The 26,188-nt window shown below is 38.1% G+C and carries 27 protein-coding genes; 8 read left to right on the top strand and 19 right to left on the bottom strand.

Features of this window, described 5'->3' with window-relative positions; translation table 11 throughout:
* Genes K6969_RS04990 through K6969_RS04975 form a run of 4 tightly spaced genes read right to left on the bottom strand, consistent with a single transcriptional unit; the run spans window position 1 to window position 3,822 of the window.
* Window positions 1-1,839 carry an AAA family ATPase gene (locus tag K6969_RS04990; RefSeq protein ID WP_253911785.1) on the bottom strand — a complete coding sequence of 613 codons (1,839 nt, stop codon included), beginning with the start codon at window positions 1,837-1,839 and terminating at the stop codon, window positions 1-3.
* Window positions 1,832-2,899 (bottom strand): DNA cytosine methyltransferase, encoded by a 1,068-nt coding sequence (locus tag K6969_RS04985; protein WP_171942515.1) that lies wholly within the window; start codon window positions 2,897-2,899, stop codon window positions 1,832-1,834. Before K6969_RS04985 ends, K6969_RS04990 begins: the two co-directional genes overlap by 8 nt.
* Window positions 2,892-3,620, bottom strand: a complete 729-nt coding sequence (locus tag K6969_RS04980) for a DNA-methyltransferase (RefSeq protein WP_171942514.1) — start codon at window positions 3,618-3,620, stop codon at window positions 2,892-2,894. The genes K6969_RS04985 and K6969_RS04980 overlap by 8 nt, the downstream gene beginning before the upstream one ends.
* A 1-nt stretch (window position 3,621) precedes the next feature.
* Window positions 3,622-3,822, bottom strand: coding sequence for a helix-turn-helix domain-containing protein (locus tag K6969_RS04975; protein ID WP_014638143.1), 201 nt, complete (start codon window positions 3,820-3,822; stop codon window positions 3,622-3,624).
* Window positions 3,823-3,958: 136 nt separating this feature from the next.
* Here K6969_RS04975 and K6969_RS04970 point away from each other — a divergent pair, with 136 nt between their 5' ends.
* The 4 genes from K6969_RS04970 to K6969_RS04955 all read left to right on the top strand — a co-directional run bounded on the left by K6969_RS04970 (window position 3,959) and on the right by K6969_RS04955 (window position 5,760).
* Window positions 3,959-4,648: a helix-turn-helix transcriptional regulator gene (locus tag K6969_RS04970; protein WP_171942513.1), complete on the top strand. Its 690-nt coding sequence runs from the start codon at window positions 3,959-3,961 to the stop codon at window positions 4,646-4,648.
* Window positions 4,649-4,650: 2 nt separating this feature from the next.
* Window positions 4,651-4,878 carry a hypothetical protein gene (locus tag K6969_RS04965; RefSeq protein WP_171942512.1) on the top strand — a complete coding sequence of 76 codons (228 nt, stop codon included), beginning with the start codon at window positions 4,651-4,653 and terminating at the stop codon, window positions 4,876-4,878.
* Window positions 4,868-4,996 (top strand): hypothetical protein, encoded by a 129-nt coding sequence (locus K6969_RS04960; RefSeq protein ID WP_256769111.1) that lies wholly within the window; start codon window positions 4,868-4,870, stop codon window positions 4,994-4,996. The genes K6969_RS04965 and K6969_RS04960 overlap by 11 nt, the downstream gene beginning before the upstream one ends.
* An 83-nt stretch (window positions 4,997-5,079) precedes the next feature.
* Complete coding sequence (locus K6969_RS04955; RefSeq protein ID WP_015063485.1) at window positions 5,080-5,760, top strand: IS6-like element ISS1S family transposase; 681 nt, start codon at window positions 5,080-5,082, stop codon at window positions 5,758-5,760.
* A 239-nt stretch (window positions 5,761-5,999) separates the two neighbouring features.
* Here the strand turns inward: K6969_RS04955 and aph(3')-IIIa are convergent, their stop codons facing one another.
* The 11 genes from aph(3')-IIIa to aroA all read right to left on the bottom strand — a co-directional run bounded on the left by aph(3')-IIIa (window position 6,000) and on the right by aroA (window position 17,415).
* Window positions 6,000-6,794, bottom strand: coding sequence for an aminoglycoside O-phosphotransferase APH(3')-IIIa (gene aph(3')-IIIa, locus K6969_RS04950; protein WP_001096887.1), 795 nt, complete (start codon window positions 6,792-6,794; stop codon window positions 6,000-6,002).
* Window positions 6,795-6,857: 63 nt separating this feature from the next.
* Entirely contained in the window at window positions 6,858-7,400 is a 543-nt protein-coding gene (gene sat4, locus K6969_RS04945) for a streptothricin N-acetyltransferase Sat4 (RefSeq protein ID WP_000627290.1), read from the bottom strand.
* Window positions 7,397-8,305, bottom strand: a complete 909-nt coding sequence (locus tag K6969_RS04940; RefSeq protein WP_001255866.1) for an aminoglycoside nucleotidyltransferase ANT(6)-Ia — start codon at window positions 8,303-8,305, stop codon at window positions 7,397-7,399. The genes sat4 and K6969_RS04940 overlap by 4 nt, the downstream gene beginning before the upstream one ends.
* A 327-nt stretch (window positions 8,306-8,632) precedes the next feature.
* Entirely contained in the window at window positions 8,633-9,436 is an 804-nt protein-coding gene (gene lnu(B), locus K6969_RS04935) for a lincosamide nucleotidyltransferase Lnu(B) (RefSeq protein ID WP_018659192.1), read from the bottom strand.
* A 53-nt stretch (window positions 9,437-9,489) separates the two neighbouring features.
* Entirely contained in the window at window positions 9,490-10,974 is a 1,485-nt protein-coding gene (gene lsa(E), locus K6969_RS04930) for an ABC-F type ribosomal protection protein Lsa(E) (RefSeq protein WP_171942511.1), read from the bottom strand.
* A 525-nt stretch (window positions 10,975-11,499) separates the two neighbouring features.
* On the bottom strand, window positions 11,500-11,670 hold the full coding sequence (locus K6969_RS04925; protein ID WP_053863315.1) for a hypothetical protein: 171 nt from the start codon (window positions 11,668-11,670) through the stop codon (window positions 11,500-11,502).
* A gap of 390 nt (window positions 11,671-12,060) precedes the next feature.
* Entirely contained in the window at window positions 12,061-13,416 is a 1,356-nt protein-coding gene (rlmD, locus tag K6969_RS04920) for a 23S rRNA (uracil(1939)-C(5))-methyltransferase RlmD (protein WP_171942510.1), read from the bottom strand.
* Window positions 13,417-13,482: 66 nt separating this feature from the next.
* Window positions 13,483-14,805: an LCP family protein gene (locus K6969_RS04915; RefSeq protein WP_171942509.1), complete on the bottom strand. Its 1,323-nt coding sequence runs from the start codon at window positions 14,803-14,805 to the stop codon at window positions 13,483-13,485.
* Window positions 14,806-14,816: 11 nt separating this feature from the next.
* A complete protein-coding gene (gene pheA, locus K6969_RS04910) occupies window positions 14,817-15,644 on the bottom strand; it encodes a prephenate dehydratase (protein ID WP_074413912.1) in 828 nt (275 codons plus the stop codon).
* Window positions 15,635-16,126: a shikimate kinase gene (locus tag K6969_RS04905; RefSeq protein WP_024400925.1), complete on the bottom strand. Its 492-nt coding sequence runs from the start codon at window positions 16,124-16,126 to the stop codon at window positions 15,635-15,637. Before K6969_RS04905 ends, pheA begins: the two co-directional genes overlap by 10 nt.
* Before the next feature lie 8 nt (window positions 16,127-16,134).
* The gene (aroA, locus tag K6969_RS04900; RefSeq protein ID WP_171942508.1) at window positions 16,135-17,415 is read right to left on the bottom strand and encodes a 3-phosphoshikimate 1-carboxyvinyltransferase; all 1,281 of its coding nucleotides are present in this window, start codon (window positions 17,413-17,415) and stop codon (window positions 16,135-16,137) included.
* A 212-nt stretch (window positions 17,416-17,627) separates the two neighbouring features.
* Between aroA and K6969_RS04895 the strand changes: the two genes are divergently transcribed.
* Genes K6969_RS04895 through aroB form a run of 4 tightly spaced genes read left to right on the top strand, consistent with a single transcriptional unit; the run spans window position 17,628 to window position 21,695 of the window.
* Window positions 17,628-18,665 (top strand): 3-deoxy-7-phosphoheptulonate synthase, encoded by a 1,038-nt coding sequence (locus tag K6969_RS04895; RefSeq protein ID WP_024376550.1) that lies wholly within the window; start codon window positions 17,628-17,630, stop codon window positions 18,663-18,665.
* 9 nt (window positions 18,666-18,674) lie between these two features.
* Window positions 18,675-19,700 (top strand): 3-deoxy-7-phosphoheptulonate synthase, encoded by a 1,026-nt coding sequence (locus tag K6969_RS04890; RefSeq protein WP_044760237.1) that lies wholly within the window; start codon window positions 18,675-18,677, stop codon window positions 19,698-19,700.
* 45 nt (window positions 19,701-19,745) lie between these two features.
* Complete coding sequence (locus K6969_RS04885; protein WP_171942507.1) at window positions 19,746-20,615, top strand: shikimate dehydrogenase; 870 nt, start codon at window positions 19,746-19,748, stop codon at window positions 20,613-20,615.
* A gap of 12 nt (window positions 20,616-20,627) precedes the next feature.
* Window positions 20,628-21,695: a 3-dehydroquinate synthase gene (aroB, locus tag K6969_RS04880; RefSeq protein WP_171942506.1), complete on the top strand. Its 1,068-nt coding sequence runs from the start codon at window positions 20,628-20,630 to the stop codon at window positions 21,693-21,695.
* 523 nt (window positions 21,696-22,218) lie between these two features.
* On the opposite strand, the gene K6969_RS04875 is transcribed toward aroB, so the two are convergent.
* The 4 genes from K6969_RS04875 to K6969_RS04860 all read right to left on the bottom strand — a co-directional run bounded on the left by K6969_RS04875 (window position 22,219) and on the right by K6969_RS04860 (window position 26,181).
* Window positions 22,219-23,340, bottom strand: a complete 1,122-nt coding sequence (locus tag K6969_RS04875; protein ID WP_061366882.1) for an IS110 family transposase — start codon at window positions 23,338-23,340, stop codon at window positions 22,219-22,221.
* 108 nt (window positions 23,341-23,448) lie between these two features.
* A complete protein-coding gene (locus K6969_RS04870; protein WP_024376553.1) occupies window positions 23,449-24,249 on the bottom strand; it encodes an ABC transporter ATP-binding protein in 801 nt (266 codons plus the stop codon).
* 9 nt (window positions 24,250-24,258) lie between these two features.
* The gene (locus K6969_RS04865; RefSeq protein ID WP_024378161.1) at window positions 24,259-25,152 is read right to left on the bottom strand and encodes an ABC transporter permease; all 894 of its coding nucleotides are present in this window, start codon (window positions 25,150-25,152) and stop codon (window positions 24,259-24,261) included.
* A 54-nt stretch (window positions 25,153-25,206) separates the two neighbouring features.
* Window positions 25,207-26,181, bottom strand: a complete 975-nt coding sequence (locus K6969_RS04860; protein ID WP_029174303.1) for an ABC transporter substrate-binding protein — start codon at window positions 26,179-26,181, stop codon at window positions 25,207-25,209.
* Between the last annotated feature and the right edge of the window lie 7 nt (window positions 26,182-26,188).

Here is a 26,188-nt window from a genome sequence, read left to right as displayed (position 1 = left end):
TTATGGATTCTGATCTTCTATTTCATAATCGGTCGTTTCCATTACATCTGCAGATTCAGAGGACAGTAAATCTCTGATTTCATCTTTAAAAATAATAAATCGCTCATCAGCTTTCTTAGATAAAAATCCAACAATAATATCTTCCAGACTTTTATATGACATTGTATTAAATAACTTGTCTCTTGAAAACTTAAAAGCATCATCCCACAGATATTTTATCACCTTCTCAGAAAATCTCTTTTCTATATCGTCCCTACTTAAATCACTTGGAGAAATGAAATATGCACCTAATCTCTTGTCCTCTGATGAAAGCATACTTGCATTACTACTAATGATTAATTCATTAATAACTTTATTAAATAATCCCCAAGTAACAGATGTATCTGATATTTTTACATTTTTATGTTCCGCTTTATTGATATCATTTAATATCAATTTCATAGTCCACCGACGTTGAAAAGCAGTATCTAAAGTAAAAACATTTTGATCTGATGTGTTCATGGTAGCAAGAATTGTCAAATTGGACGGAATCCTTATTGGGATGCTATCATTATCAAATATAGCTTTAGATATATCGTAATTTACAACTGAATATTTACTTTCGCCACTATCAGTTCTATCAAGTAATTGAAAAATTTCACCAAAAATAGCTGGAGCATTCCCTCGGTTAATTTCTTCAATGATAAGATAATACATATTTGCTGGATCTTCGTATGCTTTTCTCATTACCTTTGTGAATGGCCCAGGTTTAAATTCATATGAAATTGTCTCATCTTCTTTTATTGTTGGCAAGATTTGACCAATAAAGTCAGTATTCATATAATCAGGATGGAAAACAACTCGATACATCCGCTCCTGTCCATACTTACTATCTATAGCGTGACTTTTCCCAGAGCCTGGAACTCCATAGAATAAGATATTTTCCCCACCTGTTATCCTTTCTTCTTTTTCTAATGATTCCTCTGCATCTGACACTTGTGTATTGTTCTCACTATCAAGAGAAAGTTTTTTATTCTCCAATTCTAAATATTTCTCTACCCTGTTAATATAACCAACTAATTCATCTTTCTCAACCTTAGATTCTACAACACTGCGATGATATTTTAAGTATGAATTTAATCCTCCCTTCAAAATTGAAGTTAAAACTCTAAATGAGCCTTTCGGCTCTTCATCACTAGCTAAATGGATAGATGAATGTTCTTGCAAAGGTTTATAGATAGATAAATTGTTAAAAATTACATCTGTATCTCCATCCTTAATTTTATATATAGCTTTTTCAGAAATTAACGTCAATAACTTGACAAGTTTATTTTCAGTGTCTAAATCGACCAATGTCCGGAAACCAAGCCAATTTAAAAGAACTAAATAAAATTTCCTCTCATTTCCACTAGCTATCAATTCAACATAGTCTATGTTAGATGTAAACTCAATTGACTTAGCATACCTTTTACCTCCAGTTCTTTCTGAACTGAAAGCAAGTTGTTTATTATTAAATGAGAATCTAGCTAACTCATAACATAGTTCAAATGTTACAATAAGAGCTTCAATTTGTGAGTTAAAAAGTTGATTATCATTTAGATTATTTCTGAAATCGTCTAGAGTAATTCCCTCATCTTTTAGTATTTCTCTAAGTACCGATAGTAGAGAGTCAAAAACAGACTCTTGTATAACTATCGTATCCCCATTTTCAATAGAGTATGAAACCGAATACGAATTTTCGGCGGTCAAACCTAAGAGTAAGACTAAAGCAATCGCTGACTTAACATTAGGCATTGAAGATTTAATACCAAGTTTTAAGTCAACAGGCTGATATTCAGCTAATTTAGACACTTTAACCATTGCTTACCTCCATATCTTTCACTATCATTTCTGCTATTACTTTGGCTAATTTTGGGGGAACTGCATTCCCAACTTGCTTCATTTGAGAAGTTTTTGGTCCGAAAAAAATAAAACTATCAGGAAAAGATTGTAATCTAGCTGCCTCTCTAACCGTTATCGCCCTATTCAAAAACGGATGAGTAAATTTCCCAGATGATGGTGTATCAAACCTTGTCGTTATAGTAACTGATTGCTCATTTTTTCTCATCCTCTCCCATGTACCACTATATATAGATTTTGTTAAATGCTCTTCTGGTAGAGAGTCCTTACCAGAATTTTCTGGTATCATTTTCAATCTTTCTAATGCTATTTGGGAGTGATTTGTAGCTTTATGATTATACAGAATTTTTGAATCACTACGTAATTCTTGTTGGTAATTTGATTGCGCAGGGAACAAATAATTTTGTTCTTCCGCACCATCACCCGATTCTAAAAAAGCAAGATCACTTATCGCATCCCAAATTGTGACCGATTCTTTTTCCTCTAATCGAAAAGTTACAGATTTTTTCCCTTTCTTACCCAAAATAATTGCACGCCTACGTCTTTGAGGAACTCCAAACTTAGAAGCATCAATAATTTCCATAGAAAGACTATAGCCTAATTCTTCAAATAAAGTTATCAACTCTTGTTTAAAGAATCCTTTTTCAGCAGTAAGCAAATTAGGAACATTTTCCATTACAAAATAATTTGGTGACACAAGTTCAACGACTTTTACAAAATATTTAAACAAGAAATTTCTTTCATCATGAATTGTTTTTCTACTCCCTTTTTGAGAATATCCTTGACAAGGGGGGCCACCCACAACTACATCAACTTTATTCTTGTACTGTAAAAACTCCTCTTCTAGCTCTAAAGAGGTAATGTCGCCAACAATCATTTTTGTAAAGGGATGATTCTTTGAATAAGAATAGGCTATACTTTTATCAAATTCGTTTGCTACAATTGTACTAAATCCTGCTTGTTCAAAACCTAAGGATAGTCCTCCAACTCCAGAAAAAAGATCAATTATTGTCTTAGTCATTATCTAGCTCCTCTATCCTTTTAGACGAAATGTCAAAATATTCTTCACTCAGTTCTATTCCAATGAAGTTTCTACCTAGACTTTTTGCTACAACCCCTGTTGTACCACTTCCCATAAATGGATCAACTATTAAATCTCCACTATTCGAAAGTAACTCAACAAAATGACTAATCAATTGAATAGGCTTCTGAGTAGGATGCTTACCAAAAATTTTTTCGTTTTTTGTAACTAATGAAGTTTCAATAAAATCATGAAAAAGTTTCCCCTCATTATTAAAAGTACCAGTCCTTGTTCTATAAGTGAAGTAAAGCCACGCTTCCGTTGAGTTTACAAAGTGTAAATTCATATTCCTAGGCATCGGATTTGTCTTATGCCATATCCCTGTAGTTTTATAGTAGAAACCATGCTTAGTAGCTAACTGAATAATGGTTTCGATTTTTATTAGTGACATGAACATTATCATACTGCCACCTTTTTTCATGATTCTCGAAGATTCATGAAAAAAAGAGTCCATTGATTCTATCCAATCATCATACTCCATATCATCCCAACCTGCTGCACCAAAAAAATTATCACGCATTTTATGTAAATTTGTGTCTCTATTCTTCATGAAAACACCAAGATTGTATGGAGGATCTGTCAAAATTAAGTCGACTGAACCTGAATTTATGTTTTTCATTGCGTTACTACAGTCATCATTAATTAACTCTATTTTAACCATCTTACTTACCACTCTCTATCAATTCAGAAACATCACAACAAAGGAAATTAGAAATTTTCAAAAGCGTATCAGTTGTTACGGTTTGGTTCTTCACTAAATTTGAATATGTACTAGAGCCTAGTTTCACTGATTCTCGCAACTCAGTTCTTGTAATATTCTTCTCTTTTAGTTTCTCCCATAATGGATTGTAGCTAATATTCATGCAAACTCCTAAATTTATATATCAAACACCATTTTATCATAAATGTACCGAAAACAGTACAATTTAACTCACTTATTGCTTTTTTATCCAAATTTGTTATAATTTTGTTAAGTTATAATTTAACACGAGGTGATTTATGTTTTCAAAAGAACGTTTAAAGCATCGAAGAAACGAAAAAATGTTATCACAATCCGAAATTGCTTCAATGATAGGAATCAATAGAACTGCGTTTCATAATTGGGAAAATGGAAAGAGTATCCCTAACCAAAAAAACCTAACTACTCTCGCCAAAATCCTAGATGTCCCAGTCACTTATTTTGAATCTGAATACAATATCGTAAATAACTATCTTCAGTTATCTCCCGATAACCAGCTAAAGGCAGAGGAGTATGTTGAGGAACTTCTTCTTTCCCAACAAACTTCAAACGTCATTCCTCTCTTCTCAGTCCAAGTGCTATCAGATATCCAACTCTCAGCTGGTCTTGGAGAAGGATTCTTTGACGAGTTTGAAACTGAAACAATCTACTCTGATGAGGAACAATACGGTTACGACATTGCTGCTTGGATTGAGGGAGACTCTATGGAGCCTGTCTATAAGAGTGGTGAAGTTGCACTTATTCGATCCAACGGTTTCGACTACGATGGGGCTGTCTATGCACTATCTTGGAATGACTCAGTTTATATCAAAAAGCTCTACCGTGATGAGGATGGATTTAGAATGGTTTCCCTGAATAAGGACTATCCTGAGAAGTTCATCCCTTATGAAGATGAGCCAAGAATTGTCGGTCTAGTTGTGGGTCACTTTATGCCTGTAGAGGGGGTATAATCATGAAGCTAAAGGATATTTTAGAACTTGGAACGTATGGCTTCAACCCTGATTGTAAAGTTGAAATATTCAATATGGACAACTTTGAAGAGCGACTAGAGAATGAAGGATTCGATGAAATTCTTATTCCTCAAAATGAGGATTCTAAAATCTATCCTTACGCTTTTTTGATAGAAGATTCTATTTTGATTGCAATGACCGAGGAGGATGACAATACCAATGAACATTAAAGAAATGATTTACATAAAGGACGAACGCATTATCTTTACTCCTGACAAATTTGAATACGACATCACAGACTACATCGGCGAACTTATCGAAGAGCTAGAAAAACTCAAACGGAGATAATCCTATGGGCGGTTCTGTTGCAAAGTTTTCTGATAAGTCTATTTTAGTGTAAAATGAATAAAAATGACAGCGAGGATATATCAATGAACTATTTTAAAGGTAAACAATTTCAAAAAGATGTGATTATTGTCGCTGTTGGTTATTATCTACGTTACAATCTAAGCTATCGTGAAATTCAAGAACTCCTTTATGATCGTGGGATTAACGTTTGTCACACAACTATTTATCGTTGGGTACAAGAATACAGTAAAGTCCTCTATCATCTCTGGAAAAAGAAAAATAGACAGTCCTTCTATTCGTGGAAAATGGATGAAACTTATATCAAAATCAAAGGTCGTTGGCATTATCTCTATCGTGCAATTGATGCGGATGGATTGACTTTAGACATCTGGCTACGCAAGAAACGGAATACTCAAGCTGCTTATGCGTTCTTGAAACGACTCCATAAACAGTTTGGTCAACCAAGAGTAATTGTCACGGATAAAGCGCCCTCTATTGGTTCTGCATTTAGAAAGTTACAGAGTAACGGTTTATATACTAAGACAGAGCATCGAACCGTGAAGTATCTCAATAACCTCATTGAGCAAGACCATCGACCAATCAAACGACGCAATAAATTTTATCGAAGTCTACGAACTGCCTCAACCACGATTAAGGGCATGGAAACAATTCGAGGAATATACAAAAAGAACCGAAGAAATGGAACGCTCTTCGGATTTTCGGTATCTACTGAGATTAAGGTCTTAATGGGAATATTAGCTTAAGAACAAGAAGGATTATAAACCTTGTATTTGATTTTTAAACTTTGCAACAGAACCATAAAAGCCATACTCACAAACCTCTTCACCAAAACTCTTTACATCTCTAATATAGAACTCTATCTAGCGAACTTTTAGAAAAGATATAAAACATCAGAGTATGGACAGTTGCGGATGTACTTCAGAAAAGATTAGATGTCTAAAAAGCTTGTAGTTAAAGCTTTTTAGACATCTAAATCTAGGTACTAAAACAATTCATCCAGTAAAATATAATATTTTATTTTCTCCCAATCAGGCTTGATCCCCAGTAAGTCAAAAAATAGCTCGACATACTGTTCTTCCCCGATATCCTCCCTGATCGACCGGACGCAGAAGGCAATGTCATACCACTTGTCCGCCCTGCCGCTTCTCCCAAGATCAATAAAGCCACTTACTTTGCCATCTTTCACAAAGATGTTGCTGTCTCCCAGGTCGCCGTGGGAAAAGACAAGTTCCTCTTCGGGCTTTTCCGTCTTTAAAAAATCATACAGCTCGCGCGGATCTTTAAATGGAGTGTCTTCTTCCCAGTTTTCGCAATCCACATCGGCCAGATCGTTATTCAGTAAGTAATCCAATTCGGCTAAGCGGCTGTCTAAGCTATTCGTATAGGGACAATCCGATATGTCGATGGAGTGAAAGAGCCTGATGCACTCCGCATACAGCTCGATAATCTTTTCAGGGCTTTGTTCATCTTCATACTCTTCCGAGCAAAGGACGCCATCGGCCTCACTCATGAGCAGATTGCTCCAGCCATCATGCCGTTCAAAGTGCAGGACCTTTGGAACAGGCAGCTTTCCTTCCAGCCATAGCATCATGTCCTTTTCCCGTTCCACATCATAGGTGGTCCCTTTATACCGGCTGTCCGTCATTTTTAAATATAGGTTTTCATTTTCTCCCACCAGCTTATATACCTTAGCAGGAGACATTCCTTCCGTATCTTTTACGCAGCGGTATTTTTCGATCAGTTTTTTCAATTCCGGTGATATTCTCATTTTAGCCATTTATTATTTCCTTCCTCTTTTCTACAGTATTTAAAGATACCCCAAGAAGCTAATTATAACATTCTAAAACCTTAAATACCAGAAAACAGCTTTTTCAAAGTTGTTTTCAAAGTTGGCGTATAACATAGTATCGACGGAGCCGATTTTGAAACCACAATTATGATAGAATTTACAAGCTATAAGGTTATTGTCCTGGGTTTCAAGCATTAGTCCATGCAAGTTTTTATGCTTTGCCCATTCTATAGATATATTGATAAGCGCGCTGCCTATGCCTTGCCCCCTGAAATCCTTACATACGGCGATATCTTCTATATAAGCGTACCGGTTCCAATTTTTTCGCAGTTTAACTTTTCCGACGCATTTATCGTCTTGGTAGTAAAGATATATTATCTTATCAGTATTGTCAATATATTCAAGGCAATCTGCCTCCTCATCCTCTTCATCCTCTTCGTCTTGGTAGCTTTTTAAATATGGCGCTTCATAGAGTAATTCTGTAAAGGTCCAATTCTCGTTTTCATACCTCGGTATAATCTTACCTATCACCTCAAATGGTTCGCTGGGTTTATCGATATCTTTCAGGTGCCCTGCTTTCATTTCTGTAATCACTGTTCCCGCCTCTCTTCTATATCAGCGGCATATGTGCTATCCAGGCAGCCGGTTTTACCAGTGTATTTTTTATACATGTCCCTGGTATATTTTGTTATATTCCTATCATACTCCGGATAGGCATAATGAAGCCTTTCCGCCACCTCACCGGATACCGCCCTGAACAATTGATGGCATAGAAATAATGCTTCCCATATGTTTTCATAGGAATCCATCCGGTAGGTGGACAAAAGTTTCTCCCACAAATCCTCGGATATATACCTTTCAATAAACTTATAGTTCTTGCCTACACTTAATTTAAAGCCTGTTTCGATGCCGACCTTCCATGATATCATTCTCAGCAGCTCATGGCGAACAATCTGATTAAAATGATCAATAGCAAATAAAATTTCCTTACGGCACAATCCTTTAATAACATAAGGTGTTACATTCCAAAATTCATTGCAGCAATCATCATACTCCCTTGCGCTTGGCTTTCTTACATGATAATCTATATCAGTCGGAACTATGTCCCTTTTAATTCTACAATCTTTATCAATTAGAACCTTTATTAATTTATCGCCCTTTAGGTAATTATCTAACTCTTCCAAGGGCAATAAGGTAAGATCAATTTTATTGTAATCATCAAATAGCATAAGATAGGAAAATCCCTTTTCTTCAGGTGGGAATAATTCCATATCCTCCGGCTTTTGCATCATTATTATATTCCCAAATTGATTAAGCCAGTCATCATTAGATATAAACGGTTCTATATCACTTACAAAATATGTAATATCATAATCCTGAAATTCATCTTTAGGTATATTAATATTTGCGCGTGACCCCTCAAGGGTCACAATTCGAATACGTTCATCCTGTTCTGCTAAAGAAAGTACTAAATCCATCATTTCTTTTTCTGATCTCATTTACATACTCCTCGTTTATTTTTTCTATTTTATCTCTGGATATGTTGCGTCTTTTTTTATATTAATGGAACTAAAATCTTCCTCATCAATTTCAATGTTAATATGATGCTCAGCATCAAGTTTGGACAATAGTGCAACAGTCTCGACGTGTTTTGAGATGAGGGGATAGCTGTCAAAAATTAGTCACTTGAACATTATTGTCTTTGAGGGAAGATATCCACTGAGGGCTTGCGTATGTGGGAACATATCCATAGACTTCGCTGTTTTTTGAAAACCGAGGTATACTGTTAATTCTTAGTAACCAATGCTCTAAATAACGTTACTCTTCTATTCACTAATGTAATTCAACAATCTTTCTAAAATATCATGTGTAACTTTTAAGTTGTATTGTTCAAGAAGGTGACTTCGCAAATCTATAACTAACAGTAAGGAATTTTTATAGGCTTCAAATAATTCTACCTTATCTAATCGAGCAGTGGTCTTTGCAAACTTTTTATAATTTTCAAGGCTAATTTCTTTTTCAAGGTTCTTACTCATATTTAGCCAATTATCCGCATTTTTTTCTACCATACGTATAAGTTGTAGTATATTTTTTTGAAGCTGTGATAAGAGTTCTAAAGAACGAGCATATTCTCCTCTTTTTAGAACATTGATTCCCATCAACCATAGATTAGAGAAATCACACAACAAGAAATTAGCATTTTCTTCAGTAAGTCTATTTGGTCTTGCACCACTTATCTCTAATAAATAATTTTCTAATTGCCCTGTTTCATCGTAAATAAGCATATCCTTCATATCAGGAATATAACCTGAATCTTTAAACGAGGGGATTATGTTCATATCTTTTTCAGAAAGGAAATGAAATTCCCCACGTATAAGATTATCAAAAATAACTACCTCTGTTCCATACTCATTTTTATAAAGCATCAAGTACGGAGCTACGTCAAACAACCAGTTGGATGAATCAAAGTTCGAGGTTATGCTATCTTTCAAAAATATATAGAACTCTATATCCGAGTATTGGTCACCTTCTCCTTTGGTAAACGATCCATACATCATACAAGCTGTAATTCGTTCATCTGACTCAGTAAGATTCTTAACATTTGCAATTAATTCTTTTTGTTTTAACATTTCTTCACCCTTTCATCTAAATATCTTTTAGTTATTGTGGCAACTCAAAATCTCTATAGACATAAATTGATATTTTTCGTACAAATATTATTGCAAAAAGCATCATCATGCTCCACAAACAATAGTGTAGGACAATATTCTAAAATCATTTTTTCAATTTGGATACGTGAAAAAATATCAATATAGTTCAATGGCTCATCCCATATATACAAATGTGCACTTTCACACAGGCTTTTAGCAATTAGTACTTTCTTTTTCTGACCAGCACTAAAATCCTCCACGTTCTTATCAAACTGTTCTCTATTAAAATCCAGTTTACGAAGAATCGTTTTAAATAAAGTTTCGTCAATCTTATTATTATAGGCAAACTCAGATAGATTACCTTTTAAATATGAAGTATCTTGCGAAATATAAGAAATTTTTAGTCCACTTGCTAAAATAAAATTTCCGGTAAATTTAATATCATCTCCATTAATCAATTTTAGGATACTAGACTTACCACTCCCATTTTTTCCGATAATGGCAACTCTATCACCAATATTGATTCTGAAATTAAGATTACTGCATACTTCTTTATCTCCATAAGACAATGATAAATCATTCGCTTCTATTAGGCACTCTTTGTGAAATTCAAGTGGCGAAATTTTTAAGTCGTCATATTGTTCGATATTGTGGAGCAGCTCTGATTTTTGTGAAACAGCTTCCTGATGTCTTGACTCAATATTTTTGGCACGTTTCATCGCTTTTGCAGCTTTATGTCCAACATAGCCCTTATCCAGTTTTGAGCCAGAATTTGTTGTTCCATATTTACTTTTTTCTACTTTATTTGACCAATTTGAACTACGTTTTGCTGCATAAGACAACCTTCCTATTTCTTTAAGGAGTTTCTTGTTTTCCGCCAGTTCAAAATTATCTTGTAACGCTTTGTTTTCCCACCAAGAAGTAAAGTTTCCTTTTTGGATTTCGATATTCGTTTTATTGATAGATAGTATATGGTCAACACATTGATCAAGTAAGCTTCTATCATGAGATACCAAAATAAACCCCTTCTTGCGTTTCAAGTAGTTTTGCACCACATTACGTGCATCGATGTCAAGATGGTTTGTAGGTTCATCAATAAGCAGGAAACAACTCTCTGTAAGGAATAAAGCTGCAAGAAGGACCTTCGTTTGCTCACCATTTGACAATGTATTAAACGGACGATATAAAGCATCTTCTTGAACATCAAGCAATGATATTTCACGAAAAATCTCCCAATCCATACATTCCGTACAAATACTCTTCATTACTTCAATTGTATATAGACTCTTATCTTCCACATCATAAGGAAAATACTCAAACTTAACTGTAGAACTTATATTGCCGGAATACGCATATTTGCCAAGCAATAAATTTAAGAAAGTAGTTTTTCCGCGTCCGTTTCTTCCAATAAAACCGAGTTTCCAATCTGTATCTATCTGAAAACTTACATTTTCAAAAATATTGTCGTAACTTCCCTCGTGTGAAAAAGTTAGATTTGAAACATTTATTATAGACATATATTCTTCCTCCTTTATATTATAATAATTTTATAAGCAAAGTTGGTTTTCGGCATTAATTACTCTACAATGTTATCCAACTCTGCATGGATTTTGTCATGGATGGCATAGTGTTATTGTCTATCACATTTATCTTCCTTTCTTTTACAAATATTAAAAGCCGCAAGAAAGTAAATTCTTACGGCTCAAAAACAAATACTATTATTACCTTTTGTAATATATAAGGTTACTGTAATGTATTATTGAGTGTCGAATACTTAACTTTCTTGCAATTTGCACAACAAAACAAACGGTTCTATATCCGTTTCTTTAAATATCTTATTATGCATCATATAATTAGCAAGAAAAGTTATACATTCTTCCACCTCCAAGTCTTTTTATTATATCATATTATCTTCAAAAATCCAATATAATTTTTCTGCTTTTGTGATTTTTCTGTTTTTTTCTAAAGATTACAACTCTATATCAATTCTGACTTTTGACTTGAATTTATCGTGAGTTTATCTTCATATTATCACAACTTTTTCATATTTCCATTTCGATGCCAGATTTAAAGGCTATGACGAAGTGTTCTTCATAGACTGTAACGCTCTGGATTATCTTCCTTAGTAGCAAGCGATTAGCTTTCACAAAATCTTCTGTTTGTAGTTTTAAAAATTCATCAGGATTTTCTAACTCAACCTCAAAATATTTCATTTTACATTCCCTCATTTCATTTATTGATAAATTGAGTTTACAAAAAAGAGTGGACAATTTTTGTCTACTCTTAACCTTTAAAATAGTTTTTTTTAATCGATTTGAAGTTGCCTAAATTATTACTTATTCGGTAAAATGAAGTATTGCTTTCAACAGATTTCCTTCAACTACACTTCACTTGATTCAAACAAGGTGGGTACATTTCTATTCCCACAAACTCCTTGTCAATGGAAACAAACACGTACCCACAGGGTAAATGGAAATAGAAACTGATAATTTCTAGCTATCACTTCTACTCATTCCAAAAATTTTCTCACTCTGATACTTACCCACCATAAAGCAAAAAGCCTTGCAATCAAGGCTTTCATTATCCCTTTCGTTCAAAGGTTTCTAAGCTTTTACGAGCAGAGTAACACACTCGACGTGATGCGTATTCGGAAATAAATCAGTCGGCTGTACCTTCGTCAATTTGTACCCCAATTCCTCATAAAGTTTAATATCACGCGCCATGGTTGCCACATTACAAGAGATATAGACGATTTTCTCTGGTTTTACAGAAGTACTTGCTTTGATAAAACTTTCTGTCAAACCTTTTCGTGGTGGGTCGACAAAAATCACAGTTGGTTTGACTCCATCTGCCACCCATTTTTGCATAGCGGATTCTGCACTATCACAGACATAGGTAACATTATCAATCCCATTTCGAGCAGCATTCTTCTGACTATCAAGGACAGCCTTTTCAACGACTTCTACGCCGTAAACATGCTTGACTTGTTTTGCAAAGGAGAGACCAATTGTCCCAATACCTGAATAGGCATCAATCACGACATCATCTGCCGACAATTCTGCAAAGTCAATGGCGGTCTGATAGAGTTTTTCAGCCATTTCTGTGTTGACTTGATAGAAAGACGGTGCAGAAATTTCAAATTCATTGCCCAACATGGTATCTGCAATAGTTTCACTGCCATGCAAAAGACGGAATTCTTGACCGAATATAGCATTGGTATTCTGGTCATTAATATTCTGAACGATAGAAACAAGATTTGGAAATTGGCTTGTCAAACGCTCAATAAGGGTTTCAACACGGAAAATCTTCGGACGAGTCGTAACTAAAACTAGCATCAACTGACCTGAATAATGACCACGACGAACAACAATATTTCTCACAAGTCCTGTCTGTTCTTTCTCATCGTAAGGCTTCAAGTCTAATTTTCTCAAGAGGTCACGTGTCGCTAGAACCAAGGCATCAATTTCCTTATGTTGAATGTAAAAATCCTCAATCGGAACTAAATCATGTGAATTTTTTCGGAAAAATCCTGTTTCTAACTGCCCATTCACACGACGAACTGGAACAGCTGCCTTATTACGATAAGCAAGAGGATTGTCCATTCCCAACGTATCTGCTACTTCTATTTCTGAAATACCCGCAATCTTACGTAGACTATTCTCAACTTGTTTTTTCTTAAAAGCTAGTTGGGCTGGATAAGTGAGATGCCCCAAGTCAGCAATACCTGTTCTTAGATAGGTCAAATCCAAGTCCTGATTACGGTCTGGTGAGAAGCTCTGCCATTGCTCCACCTTACCAAAACCAATATTTTTCTTAAGTTTTAAGATGCGCATAGAAATTTTCTCGCCTGGAAGAGCATTGTCTACAAAGAAGACAAAACCATCAATTTTTGCCACACCCTGCCCCTCATGTGTCAAATCTACAACTTCTACTTCGACAATATCGTTTTTCTTTAACATAATTCTACTTTCTATTTTTGGACCACTAAAAAAGTGACCGAAGTCACTTCTAGTATACCATATTTCTTAACGCAGGCCTAACTCAGCCAAGCGCTGCTGGTATTTTTCAAAATCAACACGAAGAGCCATACCACCATACATATCATAGTCGTCAATCCAGTCTCCATATTCTGGGATTGTAACACGTTCGATACCATTTGCCGCATCCAATAGAAGGCCTGGTCCCTGTAGCCACATAAAGCTTTGTGGCACTGTTGTCGGAGTCATGGCCACAACCTTACCGATAGCTTCGGAGCCAGAGAATAGTTTCATTGGATTTTTAGCTTGTGTCATAACAGCAGATAACACTTCCTGTTGACGTCTCGTACGACCAAAATCACCTTCATCATCCGAACGATAGCGCGCGTAGTTAAGCAAGGTCTTACCATCCATCTGCTGTACACCGACCTGAATCGTTTGATAAGCAGGAGCATTTTCTTCCAGCTGTAAATCATTCGGCACTTCTACTGAGCTAACGACTTCACCATTAATAGTTGAAAACTGTGCATCAATCGTTACGCCCTCAGGGAAAAGTGTATCAATCGTTGTCGCAAAGGTTGCAAAATCCACCATCGCATAGTACTTGATATCAATGTCAAAATTATTCTTCAACACCTTCCGAACTTCTTCAGCCCCTTGCTGATTATCCTGTTCTCCCAAAGTATAGGCAGTATTGAGTTTATATTCATATCCCTCAATATCCACCAAGGTATCCCGCATAAAGCTAACAAGTTTGACTTTGTTATCCGTGTTATTCACATTTAGAACCATGATGGTATCCGTTCGAGTTTCACCTGAGCTTTCGCCAACACGACCGTCTGTTCCCAAAATTAAAATATTTGTCCCATTCGATGTATCTACGCCGTTGAAGACCTCAGCTACCGGCTTCTCGCTCACGCTATTCATACCTTTGAAGAAATTATAGCCCATCGCTACAATCACTAGCGCTATAGCAAGCAATACGAAACCAATAAAGCGCTTGAAACCACCCTTTTTACGAGCTTTTTTAGGTTTAGGTACTTTCGCTTTGGGCTCGATACGAGAGGACTGAAACCGTTGAGGTTTGGCTTGTCTGTTTTTTCTGGATTTACGTTCAGGATAGCGAGGCAACAGTTCCTCTTGCTCATCACCCTCTTCAAAATAATCTTCCTCGAAGTCATCTTCATAAGCCGTTGGTGTGAAGCTACGTAGAGATTGCCTTGGACTTCTATGCCGTTCTCTCAGCTCTTTTTTATATAATAGATAATCCAACTCACGACATTCTTTGTCATTTAAGTAGTGGATATTTTTTTGCAAATAATCTAACCTCAATTGTTCATGATGGGTTAGGATATTATTGTTTTTATTCATCTGTCTTCATCCTAGCTGGTCATATAGACCAGGTAATTCCCTAGTACTTTATAGGTTATATCTAAACTAGTCAATTCTTTTTGAGAATAGGCTAATAATTCCTCAGACTGATTATCCAGATCCAGTATGAAAAAATACTCACCCAAAGCCGTTTTCAGGGGTCGGCTTTCTATTTTTGTTAAGCTGATTCCTCTCCATGAGAAAACAGACATGGCCTTATACAAGGCTCCTGGCAGGTTATCTGGCAATGTCAATGCAAGACTGACTTTTTTAGCTACTTGTTTCAGGGCAATAGACGGAGCTTTATCCCCCAAAATCCAAAAACGTGTAAAATTCTCGCTGATTTCCTGAATGTCTTGCGCAATTACTTCCAGTCCATATTCAACTGCTGCCGCTTGCGGAGCAATTGCCGCGAATGGTTGTTCAGGGTGTTCTGCCACAAAGCGAGCAGCATAGGCTGTACTAGCTGTTATTTCAATACGAGCCTGAGGAAAATGTTCCTGAATATATTTCTTCCCCTGAGCAATTGCCTGCGGATGAGAATAGATAACCTCTACAGCCTTATCGGCACTCGTGGCTAACAGTTGTTGAGCAATCGGTTGAACAATCTCTGCAACCGCATGAATCTCCGCCTGATGAAAGAGATAGTCAATCGTTTCATGAACACTACCTTCAATCGAGTTCTCTACTGGAATAACGGAATAGGTAACTTCTCCCGTTTCGTAGGCCTTGATAACCTCTGTAATCGTCTCAAAAGCCTGCAAATCCGCAGTCGGAAAGGCCTGCTGGGCCACTTGATGTGTAAAAGAACCACGAGGTCCTAGATAGGCTACTTGCATAAAATTTTCCTTGCTACTTGTTCTGGATTCAGTTTATCTGTATCGATTACAGTATCAGCTAAACCTTGATAAAGTGCCATTCGTTCACGATAGAGGGCTTCAAACTCTTCCTTACTGTACTGTAAAAAGAGAGGTCTTTGCGATTGTCTATCCTTACTAATTCTCTGATAGGAAACTTCAAAGGAGGCAGTAAGAAGTACATTGTTCTCCCTATTTGCCAACAGCAATTCCCTGTTTACTTCAGATTTAATCACACCACCACCAGTTGACACGATACAATTACTAGGTAAGTCCAGCAATTCTTTCAGTACCTCTGTCTCCAGTTGTCTAAACGAAGCCTCTCCTTCAAGACTGAAGTAGTCAGCAATAGGCATACCAATCCGTTCTTCAATGATATGGTCCATATCGTAAACGGGGAGATTTAACAAATGTGCTGTTGTTGTTTTTCCAACTCCCATAAATCCAAGTAAAACGATTGGCATACGTTCTCCTAATCCATCAAACTATTTAAGTGTTCAAAGAAGGCAGGATAGCTAGTATTGATAGCTTCTGCTCTTTCCAATACAACTTCTCCATCTTTGGCCAACAAGGCAGCAATGGCAGTCATCATACCGATACGGTGGTCACCAAATGTATTGATTTCAGCACCATGTAAAGCAGTTGGTCCGTGAATAATCATACCATCTTCTGTTGGTTCAATAGTTGCTCCCATACTATTTAGAGCATCTGCAACAACCTGAATACGATCCGTTTCTTTGACTTTCAACTCCTCAGCATCACGAATAATCGTTGTTCCATGTGCTTGAGTCGCTAGTAAGGTAATAATTGGCAACTCATCAATCAAACGAGGAATCAATTCGCCTGCAATCTCCGTAGCCTTCAATTCCGACGTTTCAACTGTAATGGTTGCTGATTTTGCAAGTTTATCTATGTTAGAAAGGGTCATTTTTCCTCCCATAGCTTTAATGACATCTAGAATACCAGTGCGAGTTTCATTGATTCCCACATTTTCAAGGACAATTTTTGAACCTGGTACGATTAAGCCAGCAACCAACCAAAAGGCAGCACTTGAAATATCTCCTGGAACTGTAATCTCTTGGGCAATAAACTCCTGACCACCTTGGATGCGGATTTCCTTGCCATTGACTTCCAACTGTCCACCAAACTGGACAATCATATCTTCTGTATGGTTTCGAGTCAACTCTTTTTCTACGATGACCGACTCTCCCTCAGCCTGCAAGGCAGCAAAAATCAGAGCTGATTTTACTTGGGCAGAGGCTACAGGGAGTTGGTAGCGAATTGGTTTTAAATTCTTATTCCCTTTGATGGTCAACGGAGGTAGGTCACGTTCAGTTTGTCCAGAAATCTCTACTCCCATTTGACTGAGTGGAATAGTCACTCGGTCCATGGGACGTTTGGATAAGGAATCATCACCAAACATAGTCGCCTCAAAGTCTTGACCTGCCAAAACGCCTGAAATCAAACGAATCGAGGTTCCAGAATTTCCCATATCCAAATCATTTTTGGGTACTTGAAGACCATCAAAACCAACACCGTGGACTTCAACAATGTCACCGTTGTCTTCAATTTTTACACCCAAATCACGAAAGACCTGCATGGTTGACAAGACATCTTCCCCACGTAAAATATCGTGGACACGAGTAACACCTTTTGCAAGGGAACCAAAAATAATAGAACGATGACTGATTGATTTATCACCTGGGACACGAATTTTTCCTTGTAATTTTTCTACATTTGTTCTTAATTTCATAACTCATACCTCGAAATAGTGTTAGACCTATTCTATCATATTTATTGAATATTTTCAGATTTTTTTTGGCAAATTATGTATAAATTAAAGAAATGCTCAAAATCTACAGAAATTAAAGAAAGAATTTTCAGAATTTACTGTAATTTTTACACAAAATCATGAATATTGGTTTTAAATTCTTAAAAATAATGGTATAATTGAGAAATCTATAAATGAAAGAGGAAGACCTATTGTTTACACCAATCAGCGAAAAAATTGATATTAATCAAGTACGAGAACATTCAAAACTTTCTCCAGAAACACTTACTAAAAAACAAGCTCGTGACCGTGAACTTGAAGCCATCTTAAAAGGTGAAGATGATCGTCTTCTCCTAGTAATTGGACCATGTTCTTCTGACAATGAAGAGGCTGTTTTAGATTATGCTCACCGCTTGGCCAAGCTCCAAGAAGAGGTCAAAGATAAAATTTTCATGGTCATGCGCGTCTATACTGCCAAGCCACGTACCAATGGTGATGGTTATAAAGGACTCATGCACCAACCAGATACCGATGCTGCACCAAGCCTCATCAACGGAATCAAAGCAGTTCGTAACCTCCACTATCGTGTCATTACGGAAACAGGTTTAACTACTGCTGACGAGATGCTCTACCCTGAAAACCTGCCTTTGGTTGATGACTTGGTTTCCTACATCGCTATCGGAGCTCGTTCGGTTGAAAATCAGCAGCACCGCTTTGTAGCATCAGGCATTGATGTTCCAACAGGCTTGAAAAATCCAACTTCTGGCAACCTCAAAGTCATGTTCAACGGTCTTTTTGCTGCTCAGAAGAAGCAATCCTTCCTCTTCAACAATACTGAAGTTGAAACATCTGGCAACCCACTTGCTCATGTTATTCTTCGTGGCGCAGTCAATGAAAATGGTAAATACCTACCAAACTATTACTACGACAATCTCTTGGAAACCATTGACCTCTATGACCAATTTGGTTTGAAAAATCCATTCATCATCATCGATACCAACCATGACAATTCTGGGAAAAATTATTTGGAACAAATCCGTATCGTCCGTCAAACCTTAATCAACCGTGACTGGAACGAATCCATTCGTAACTACGTTCGCGGATTCATGATTGAATCCTACATTGAAGACGGTCGCCAAGACAATCCAGATGTCTATGGAAAATCCATCACAGACCCTTGCTTAGGCTGGGAAAAAACACAAGAACTCATCCGAGAAATTTACAACAGATAGGAAGATATTATGGGAATTCACAAACGTAGCACCAGTTTAGACATCGATAAAGTAAAGGAACTTTCCAAGTTAGAAGGAGAATTTCTAGCTGCAAAAAATCAGCGCGATGAAGAACTGAAAAGAATTATCCGAGGCGAAGATGACCGTCTGCTCTTGGTTATCGGCCCTTGCTCATCAGATAATGAAGAGGCCGTTCTAGAATATGCACGTCGTCTCTCTAAGCTTCAAGAGGAAGTCAAAGATAAAATCTTCATGGTCATGCGGGTTTACACAGCTAAGCCACGTACCAATGGGGAAGGCTATAAAGGACTGGTTCATCAGCCAGATACTTCTAAATTACCAGACCTCATTAACGGAATCGCTGCCGTTCGTAATCTGCACTACCGTGTCATTACTGAGACCGGACTCACAACTGCTGATGAAATGCTCTATTCTGCCAACTACCCTCTTGTGGAAGACTTGGTGTCCTACCATGCTATCGGAGCGCGTTCGGTTGAAGACCAAGAACATAGATTTGTTGCATCAGGTATCGATATGCCAACTGGTATGAAAAACCCAACTTCTGGTAATTTGACCGTTATGTTCAATGGTATCTACGCCGCACAAAACAAACAGAACTTTATTTACCGTGATGCAGAAGTTGATACAGATGGCAACCCTCTAGCTCATGCTATCCTTCGTGGTGCCAATACTGAAAAGGGCGGTTATGAGCCAAACTACTACTATGATATTCTCTTGAAAACCATCAAACAGTATGAACAATTTGGTCTTAAAAATCCATTTATCGTAATTGATACCAACCATGATAATTCTGGTAAAAACTACCTGGAACAAATCCGTATCGTCCGTCAGACCCTCATCAACCGTGCTTGGAACGAATCCATTCGCAAATATGTCCGTGGTTTCATGATTGAATCCTACTTAGAAGACGGCCGTCAAGATAGCCCTGAGGTATTCGGCAAATCCATTACCGACCCTTGCTTAGGTTGGGAAAAAACGGAAGCTCTGATTCGTGAAATTCATCAAACTGTCTAATTCTTTCCTTAATTTTTTATACGATAAATAATTTGGAGGTAAGCTATGAACATTGATGGTTACACTCGTCTTGCTGCCGTAGTTGCAAAGCCAATCAAACACTCCATTTCTCCCTTCATACATAATCTGGCCTTTAAAGAAACAGGTGTAAATGGTGTCTATGTCGCTTGGGAAATTCCCGAGGAATATTTGGCTGTAACGCTTGAAAATATCAAACGATATGATATGTTTGGTATCAACCTGTCCATGCCCTATAAGCAGGCTGTCATCCCTTATCTCGATAACCTGACTGACTCTGCTCGCTTGATTGGCGCTGTCAATACCGTCATTCATCAGGATGGCTTACTAATCGGTCATAATACCGATGGCATTGGATTCTTCAAAAGTTTAGAAAAACTAAGAGGATTCCAAGTACGCAACAAGCGACTGACCATTCTAGGTGGTGGTGGTGCTTCTACTGCTATCATAGCTCAGGCTACATTGGATGGTGCAAAGAACATTACCATTTTCTGCCGTCAACAAAGCTTGGAAAGAACACAGACGAGTCTTACACCTATTGCTCAAGCAACTGGAGTTCCCATACAGGTCCTAGCGCTTGAAGATAGCCAATTACTACAGGAACATATCACCAACTCCGACTTACTAGTCAACGGAACCAGTGTAGGCATGGATGGGTATTCTCAACCTGTTCCGTCTACCATTCGCTTTCCCGAAAATCTTTTGGTTGCAGATGTGATTTATCAACCATTCGAAACACCTTTATTAAAACTAGCCCAATCACAAGGCACCCCTACTATTAACGGTTTGGGCATGCTCCTTTTCCAAGCGGCTGAAGCATTCCAAGCCTGGACTGGTAAGGAAATGCCGACTGACTTGATTTGGGACCAATTAGTCCAGAAATACGACATCAAATAGAGAGGAAATCTGATGAAACTGACCGTCAATCTTCCCAACACTCCCTACGACATCCTTATCCAAAGAGGAAGTTTAGCACAGATAGGTACATGGATCAAAGAACTTTGGAAACCTCAGAAAATCGCCATTATTACAGATGACCACGTTGGCACACTCTACCGCGAAACAGTTCAGTCAAGCTTAGAACAAGCTGGTTTTGAAACCATTGTCTTTGAATTTCCAGAAGGTGAAGCCTCAAAAAATCTTGATACCGTCAACCAGGCCTACGAATTTCTCGTAAAAAATGGTATGACACGAAGTGATGGAATCATTGCTCTCGGTGGGGGAGTCGTTGGCGATTTGGCAGGTTTTGTCGCTTCTACCTATATGCGTGGTATCCATTTCCTACAAATTCCAACCAGCCTAACTGCCCAAGTCGATTCTTCTATCGGGGGAAAAACTGGCGTGAACATCCCATTTGCCAAAAATATGGTGGGCACCTTCTGCCAGCCAGACGGCGTTCTCATTGACCCTGATACCCTAAAAACACTCGGCAAACGAGAATTGATTGAAGGAATGGGCGAGGTTGTCAAATATGGCTTAATAGATGATGTGGAGCTCTGGGAAACCCTAGACCAATTAGACGGCTCTATCGAGAGCATTCTGGAGCATGCTGACTATATTATCTACCACTCCTGTGAAGTCAAACGCAAGGTTGTTGTCGAAGATGAATTAGACAACGGTGTCAGACTCTACCTCAACTTCGGTCACACGATTGGACATGCTATTGAAGCGACCGCTGGCTACGGCCAGGTCATGCACGGTGAAGCTGTTGCCATCGGTATGGTACAAATCTCACGCACAGCTGAGAAAAAAGGACTGATGCCAGCTGGTATGACAGAAAAGATTATCGCCATGTGTGAAAAATTCGGCTTGCCGACTACACACCAGCCTTGGAATGTAGATGAATTATACGCCGCCCTAACTCACGATAAAAAAGCACGTGGCAAGACCATCAAACTTGTCATCGTTCCTCAATTGGGACAGGCTGCCATCCATCAAATTCCAATGGAAGAAATGCTAGAATTTCTACAAGTATAAAAAAAAGACTACTGACTTGCATGAAATCAGTAGTCTTATTTTTTGTATAGTCTTTCAGTTTGCTTTTAGTACTAGGCAACGAGTTGAAGACAGTACTGGAGTACGGCAAAACGAGTTAACGACGTAATAAAAGATAAACTGAACGACTGATATGTAAAGCCCTTTGTCAAGTAAAAACAATCGAACTGATAAAAAAATGAAAAGTATCTAGAAAGAGCCTAGTTCTTAGCTTCGGGCATTGGCCACTCTGATATTCGTGGATTGGTTACCTACAGGTCAATGGTTCTGCCGCGAGTCCTACTCTCTATAAGCGTGGATCACAATTGTGCCACTTAGTCGTTTCGTAGATGACTCAAACCTTGAAGTCCTAAACTCCTTCAAGATACTTTCCATTCAAACATGATTTCAATCCTTATTTCTGTCCAAATTCACCCAGTGATTTTGGATAGAAATAGGGATTCCTCATCGCTCTGCGATGATAAAACTTAATGGTCAAAAGTGTACATGAAAACAAGCGCTAACTTCAAGCTATTCTTCCTGTCATCATCCCCCAAATAAAACCAGATAATTCTCGTGCAATAGCTGTTTTAGCAACATTTTGTTTCTTATTTTTTCCTAGAACAAGTGTACGATAACGTCTTCTTAAGCGTTCATTAGCCTTATCCGCATAAGCAATCACCTCCACTCGGTTTCCACTTTGTCTCCTTTTCAATTCTTTGGATTTATACCCAATCGTCCCCTTAGCCAATGATTGTGCAGCTTCTATCAGAAGTCGTCTCACATGGCTATTCCCCGCTTTGGTGATAGCACCTCTTCTCTCCTTGTCGCCGCTAGAATTTTCGCTAGGAGTTAGCCCAAGATAAGAAGCAAAATGTTGAGCTGTCGCAAAGCGATTAAAATCACCGATTTCTGTCACAATGGAAAGAGCAGTTAGTGTTTTAATGCCAATAAAGCAAGAAAGCCGTGAGACCTTCTCTTGGTAACTGTCGCTTTGACCCAGTTGCTCAATTCGTGCATCATACCGTTCTATTTGATCTACTAATTTCTCATAGGTCAATAGATATTCTGTCAAAATCTCTGCGTAAAGTCCCTCAGGTTTTAGGGAACGGAGCCAGCGAACATGTTTCTGTGTCCAATTACTGCTTCCCTCGGTATAGCGAAAATCATGTCGGAGACAGAAGGCAAGAATTTGTTGTTTGATTTTCTTCAGAGCCACTTTGTGGTCTGTTCTCATGCGGATATATTCTTTGACTTGTTCATCCTCAACAGTAGGAATATGAACAGGCCGATAGCTACGAAAGGCCAGAGCTTTTGCGAGCTGAGCTGCATCTTTTTTATCAGTCTTAACACGCTTAGATCCTTCCTTCATCACCGTTGTAGGCGCCATCACGATACAGGGAATCCCGTGAGCTTGTAGCTGGTGATATAGGGTAAATCCAAGACATCCGGCTTCGTAGCCACATAACACTTCTGCATCTTGACCATATAAACGACGAAGCTCATTCACATAGTTCACAATATAGCTAACATTTGGACCAACTTTAGTGCTATGTTTGAATTGATTCGCCATCATATCATAATAGCAGAGTGAAAAACTTTCTTTGTGAACATCCATTCCGATGAAAAGTGTGGTAAAATGAAACATATAAGACCTCCAATTGAGTGTGGTAATTCCTGTTAGAAGTTGATTGTTTTTTTATTCTAGTGTACAGGTAAATCCACGAATTCTCAACTGGGGGTCTTTACATATTGTCTATAAAATCATCTCATCGTCAGTTAGTTTCTCACCGCTGTTTTTGTAGAAAAGGTCCATCAAATTTTGAACAGTCAAGTTCTTCTTCTCTTCTCCTTCTACATCGACAACAATCTGACCACGGTGCAACATGACCAAACGATTACCATATTCAATGGCATTTTCCATATTATGCGTAATCATCAGAGCTGTCAACTGGTGACTTTCCACGATTTTCTTGGTCAATTCCATAACCATATCGCTGGTTTTTGGATCAAGGGCCGCAGTATGTTCGTCCAGGAGCAGAACTTTTGGTTTAACCAGCGAAGCCATCATCAAGGTCAGAGCCTGACGTTGACCACCTGAAAGAAATTGCGTGTCAACCTTCATACGGTTTTCTAGTCCCAGACCAAGCTCTTTCAAGGATTCCTTAAAAATAGCACGTTCACTATCCTTCACACCCCAACCAAGACCACGTGACAATCCACGACGATAGGCAATAGCCATGTTTTCTTCAATGGTCAATCGAGAAGCTGTTCCCATCTTAGGATCTTGGAAAACACGGCTGATGTCCTTAGAACGTTTGGCAGCTGAGACATGCTTAATGGATTTACCTTCAAGCAAAATATCGCCCGAATCAACCGTCAAGGCACCTGCAAGTGAGTTCATGAAAGTTGATTTACCAGCACCATTACCACCAATGATGGAGATAAAATCCCCTTCTTTTACATCTAAGTTCAACCCACGAAGGACATGGTTCTCATTAACTGTTCCAGCTTCGAAGGTTTTATGAATATTTTGAATTGATAAAATTGTAGACATGACTTCCTCCTAAGCATTTCCATTCAATTTTGGACGACGAATATTCAATTTCTTCTGCAATTCTGGCACATAGAGAACGGTTGCCAGAAGGATAGCTGAGAAGAGTTTAACAAGGTCTGCATCCATACCTGGAATTTCCAAAATCGCTAAGATAATCAAACGGTAAACAACTGCACCGAGAACAACCGATAGGAGTCTCCAACCCAAGCGTAAGTTACGCAAGATAACTTCTGCAATAATGACAGATGCTAGGCCGATAACAATGGTACCAGTACCTGAGTTGAGATCTGCATAGCCATTATTCTGAGTAAGAAGAGCACCACAAAGGGCAATTAGACCATTCGACAACATATAGCCGTAGATTTTCATATTGTCTACATTGATACCATTGGACTCACTCATTGGAATATTATCCCCTGTTGAACGAATAGCTAGACCAATTTGTGTATTGAGCAAGAGCGTCAATAAACCTACAACTGCTAGTACAAAGACCAGACCAATCACCAAAACGGCATTTGTTTTTGTCAAACCGAAATCCTGCAATTGGGTCACTAGAGTTTCTTGCTTAAGCAGAGCCACATTGGCTTTGCCTAATATTTTCAAGTTGATAGAGTAGAGACCTGTCAAGGTTACAATACCGGTCAAAAGGGCTGGAATTTTTAGTTTTGTATGAAGTAAACCAGAAATCAATCCTGCACCCATACCAGCTACCATAGCCATAAAGGTTGCCAGCAAGGGATTCACTCCGTTCACAATCCCTGTCGCACAAACAGCAGCTCCAAGCGGATAAGACCCCTCAGCTGTCATATCAGCAATATCTAAAATACGAAACGTCAAGTAAACACCAATCGCCATAACTGACCAAAGCAAGCCTTGCGAGATACTTGATAAAATAATATCCACGATTTTCTCCTTTTTCTAAATTCGTAGTCGATACTAGGTTCTATCTTACCGATCTTATTCAGATACAGCAAGCTTAGAAGTATCGATACCTAATTTCTGAGCCATTTCTTCATTGACGTGAAGACTGACGGTCTCTGGGTATTCTACTGCCGTTTCTGACACATTAGCTCCTTCGATAATCTTAATAGCCATTTTTGCAGTTTGACGACCTAAAGCTTCATAGTTGGTACCGTAAGTCAAAAGACCTCCTTCATCCACCATATCCGTTGAACCACCGATTACTGGAACCTTATGCTCCACAGATAATTCACCGATCATGGTCATGGTTGAAGCGACAGTATTGTCTGTTGGAATAAAGAGAGCATCTACATCCTTCATCAAGCTTGTTGTCGCATCTTGGACTTCATTTGAAGATGTGATTCCTTTGACAATTACCTTATAACCTGCTTTTTCTAGCAATTCCTTAGCTTGCTCTACCTGGACTTCTGAATTACGTTCGCTAGTAGTGTACAAAATACCAACGGTCTTAGCATCTGGAACAGCTTGACCTAGCAATTCAACCTGTTTGTCAATTGGAGCTTGATCAGAAGTACCTGTCAAAAGTCCACCTGGTTTTTCAATGGATTCTACCAAGTCAGCTGACAAGGGATCTGTAACCGCAGTAAAGACAATCGGCGTTTCAGTAGACACAGTCGCTAAACTCTGGGCAGACGGCGTAGCGATTGCCAAGACAATATCATTTCCATCGATTAATTGTTCTGAAATGGTTTGAAGGTTAGATTGATCGCCTTGGGCATTTTGATAATCCAAAACCAATTTTTCACCCTCTTTATAACCATTTGCTTCTAATTCCGCCACAAAACCCTCACGGGCAGCTGTCAATGATTCATGCTCCATATATTGAAGAACTCCAACTTTGACCACATCTGAGGAAGCTTGTTCTGATGATGAGGAACAAGCTGCAAGTGTTAACAAACCCATACTTGCTACTGAAATAGTTGCCAATTTTTTTACTAGCTTATAATACATAAACGTT

It is taken from the genome of Streptococcus suis (assembly GCF_019856455.1).
Lineage (GTDB): Bacteria > Bacillota > Bacilli > Lactobacillales > Streptococcaceae > Streptococcus > Streptococcus suis_AE.
The sequence above is the reverse complement of the archived record's forward strand: the minus strand, read 5'-3'. Positions and strand labels throughout refer to the sequence as shown.

Bases quoted from the DNA above. Each gene is read 5' to 3' on its own strand.
- K6969_RS04990 (WP_253911785.1), bottom strand. From the start codon at position 1,839: ATGGTTAAAGTGTCTAAATTAGCTGAATATCAGCCTGTTGACTTAAAA.
- K6969_RS04985 (WP_171942515.1), bottom strand. From the start codon at position 2,899: ATGACTAAGACAATAATTGATCTTTTTTCTGGAGTTGGAGGACTATCC.
- K6969_RS04980 (WP_171942514.1), bottom strand. From the start codon at position 3,620: ATGGTTAAAATAGAGTTAATTAATGATGACTGTAGTAACGCAATGAAA.
- K6969_RS04975 (WP_014638143.1), bottom strand. From the start codon at position 3,822: ATGAATATTAGCTACAATCCATTATGGGAGAAACTAAAAGAGAAGAAT.
- K6969_RS04970 (WP_171942513.1), top strand. From the start codon at position 3,959: ATGTTTTCAAAAGAACGTTTAAAGCATCGAAGAAACGAAAAAATGTTA.
- K6969_RS04965 (WP_171942512.1), top strand. From the start codon at position 4,651: ATGAAGCTAAAGGATATTTTAGAACTTGGAACGTATGGCTTCAACCCT.
- K6969_RS04960 (WP_256769111.1), top strand. From the start codon at position 4,868: ATGAACATTAAAGAAATGATTTACATAAAGGACGAACGCATTATCTTT.
- K6969_RS04955 (WP_015063485.1), top strand. From the start codon at position 5,080: ATGAACTATTTTAAAGGTAAACAATTTCAAAAAGATGTGATTATTGTC.
- K6969_RS04940 (WP_001255866.1), bottom strand. From the start codon at position 8,305: ATGAGATCAGAAAAAGAAATGATGGATTTAGTACTTTCTTTAGCAGAA.
- K6969_RS04925 (WP_053863315.1), bottom strand. From the start codon at position 11,670: ATGAAATATTTTGAGGTTGAGTTAGAAAATCCTGATGAATTTTTAAAA.
- rlmD (WP_171942510.1), bottom strand. From the start codon at position 13,416: ATGTTAAAGAAAAACGATATTGTCGAAGTAGAAGTTGTAGATTTGACA.
- K6969_RS04915 (WP_171942509.1), bottom strand. From the start codon at position 14,805: ATGAATAAAAACAATAATATCCTAACCCATCATGAACAATTGAGGTTA.
- pheA (WP_074413912.1), bottom strand. From the start codon at position 15,644: ATGCAAGTAGCCTATCTAGGACCTCGTGGTTCTTTTACACATCAAGTG.
- K6969_RS04905 (WP_024400925.1), bottom strand. From the start codon at position 16,126: ATGCCAATCGTTTTACTTGGATTTATGGGAGTTGGAAAAACAACAACA.
- aroA (WP_171942508.1), bottom strand. From the start codon at position 17,415: ATGAAATTAAGAACAAATGTAGAAAAATTACAAGGAAAAATTCGTGTC.
- K6969_RS04895 (WP_024376550.1), top strand. From the start codon at position 17,628: ATGAAAGAGGAAGACCTATTGTTTACACCAATCAGCGAAAAAATTGAT.
- K6969_RS04890 (WP_044760237.1), top strand. From the start codon at position 18,675: ATGGGAATTCACAAACGTAGCACCAGTTTAGACATCGATAAAGTAAAG.
- K6969_RS04885 (WP_171942507.1), top strand. From the start codon at position 19,746: ATGAACATTGATGGTTACACTCGTCTTGCTGCCGTAGTTGCAAAGCCA.
- aroB (WP_171942506.1), top strand. From the start codon at position 20,628: ATGAAACTGACCGTCAATCTTCCCAACACTCCCTACGACATCCTTATC.
- K6969_RS04875 (WP_061366882.1), bottom strand. From the start codon at position 23,340: ATGTTTCATTTTACCACACTTTTCATCGGAATGGATGTTCACAAAGAA.
- K6969_RS04870 (WP_024376553.1), bottom strand. From the start codon at position 24,249: ATGTCTACAATTTTATCAATTCAAAATATTCATAAAACCTTCGAAGCT.
- K6969_RS04860 (WP_029174303.1), bottom strand. From the start codon at position 26,181: ATGTATTATAAGCTAGTAAAAAAATTGGCAACTATTTCAGTAGCAAGT.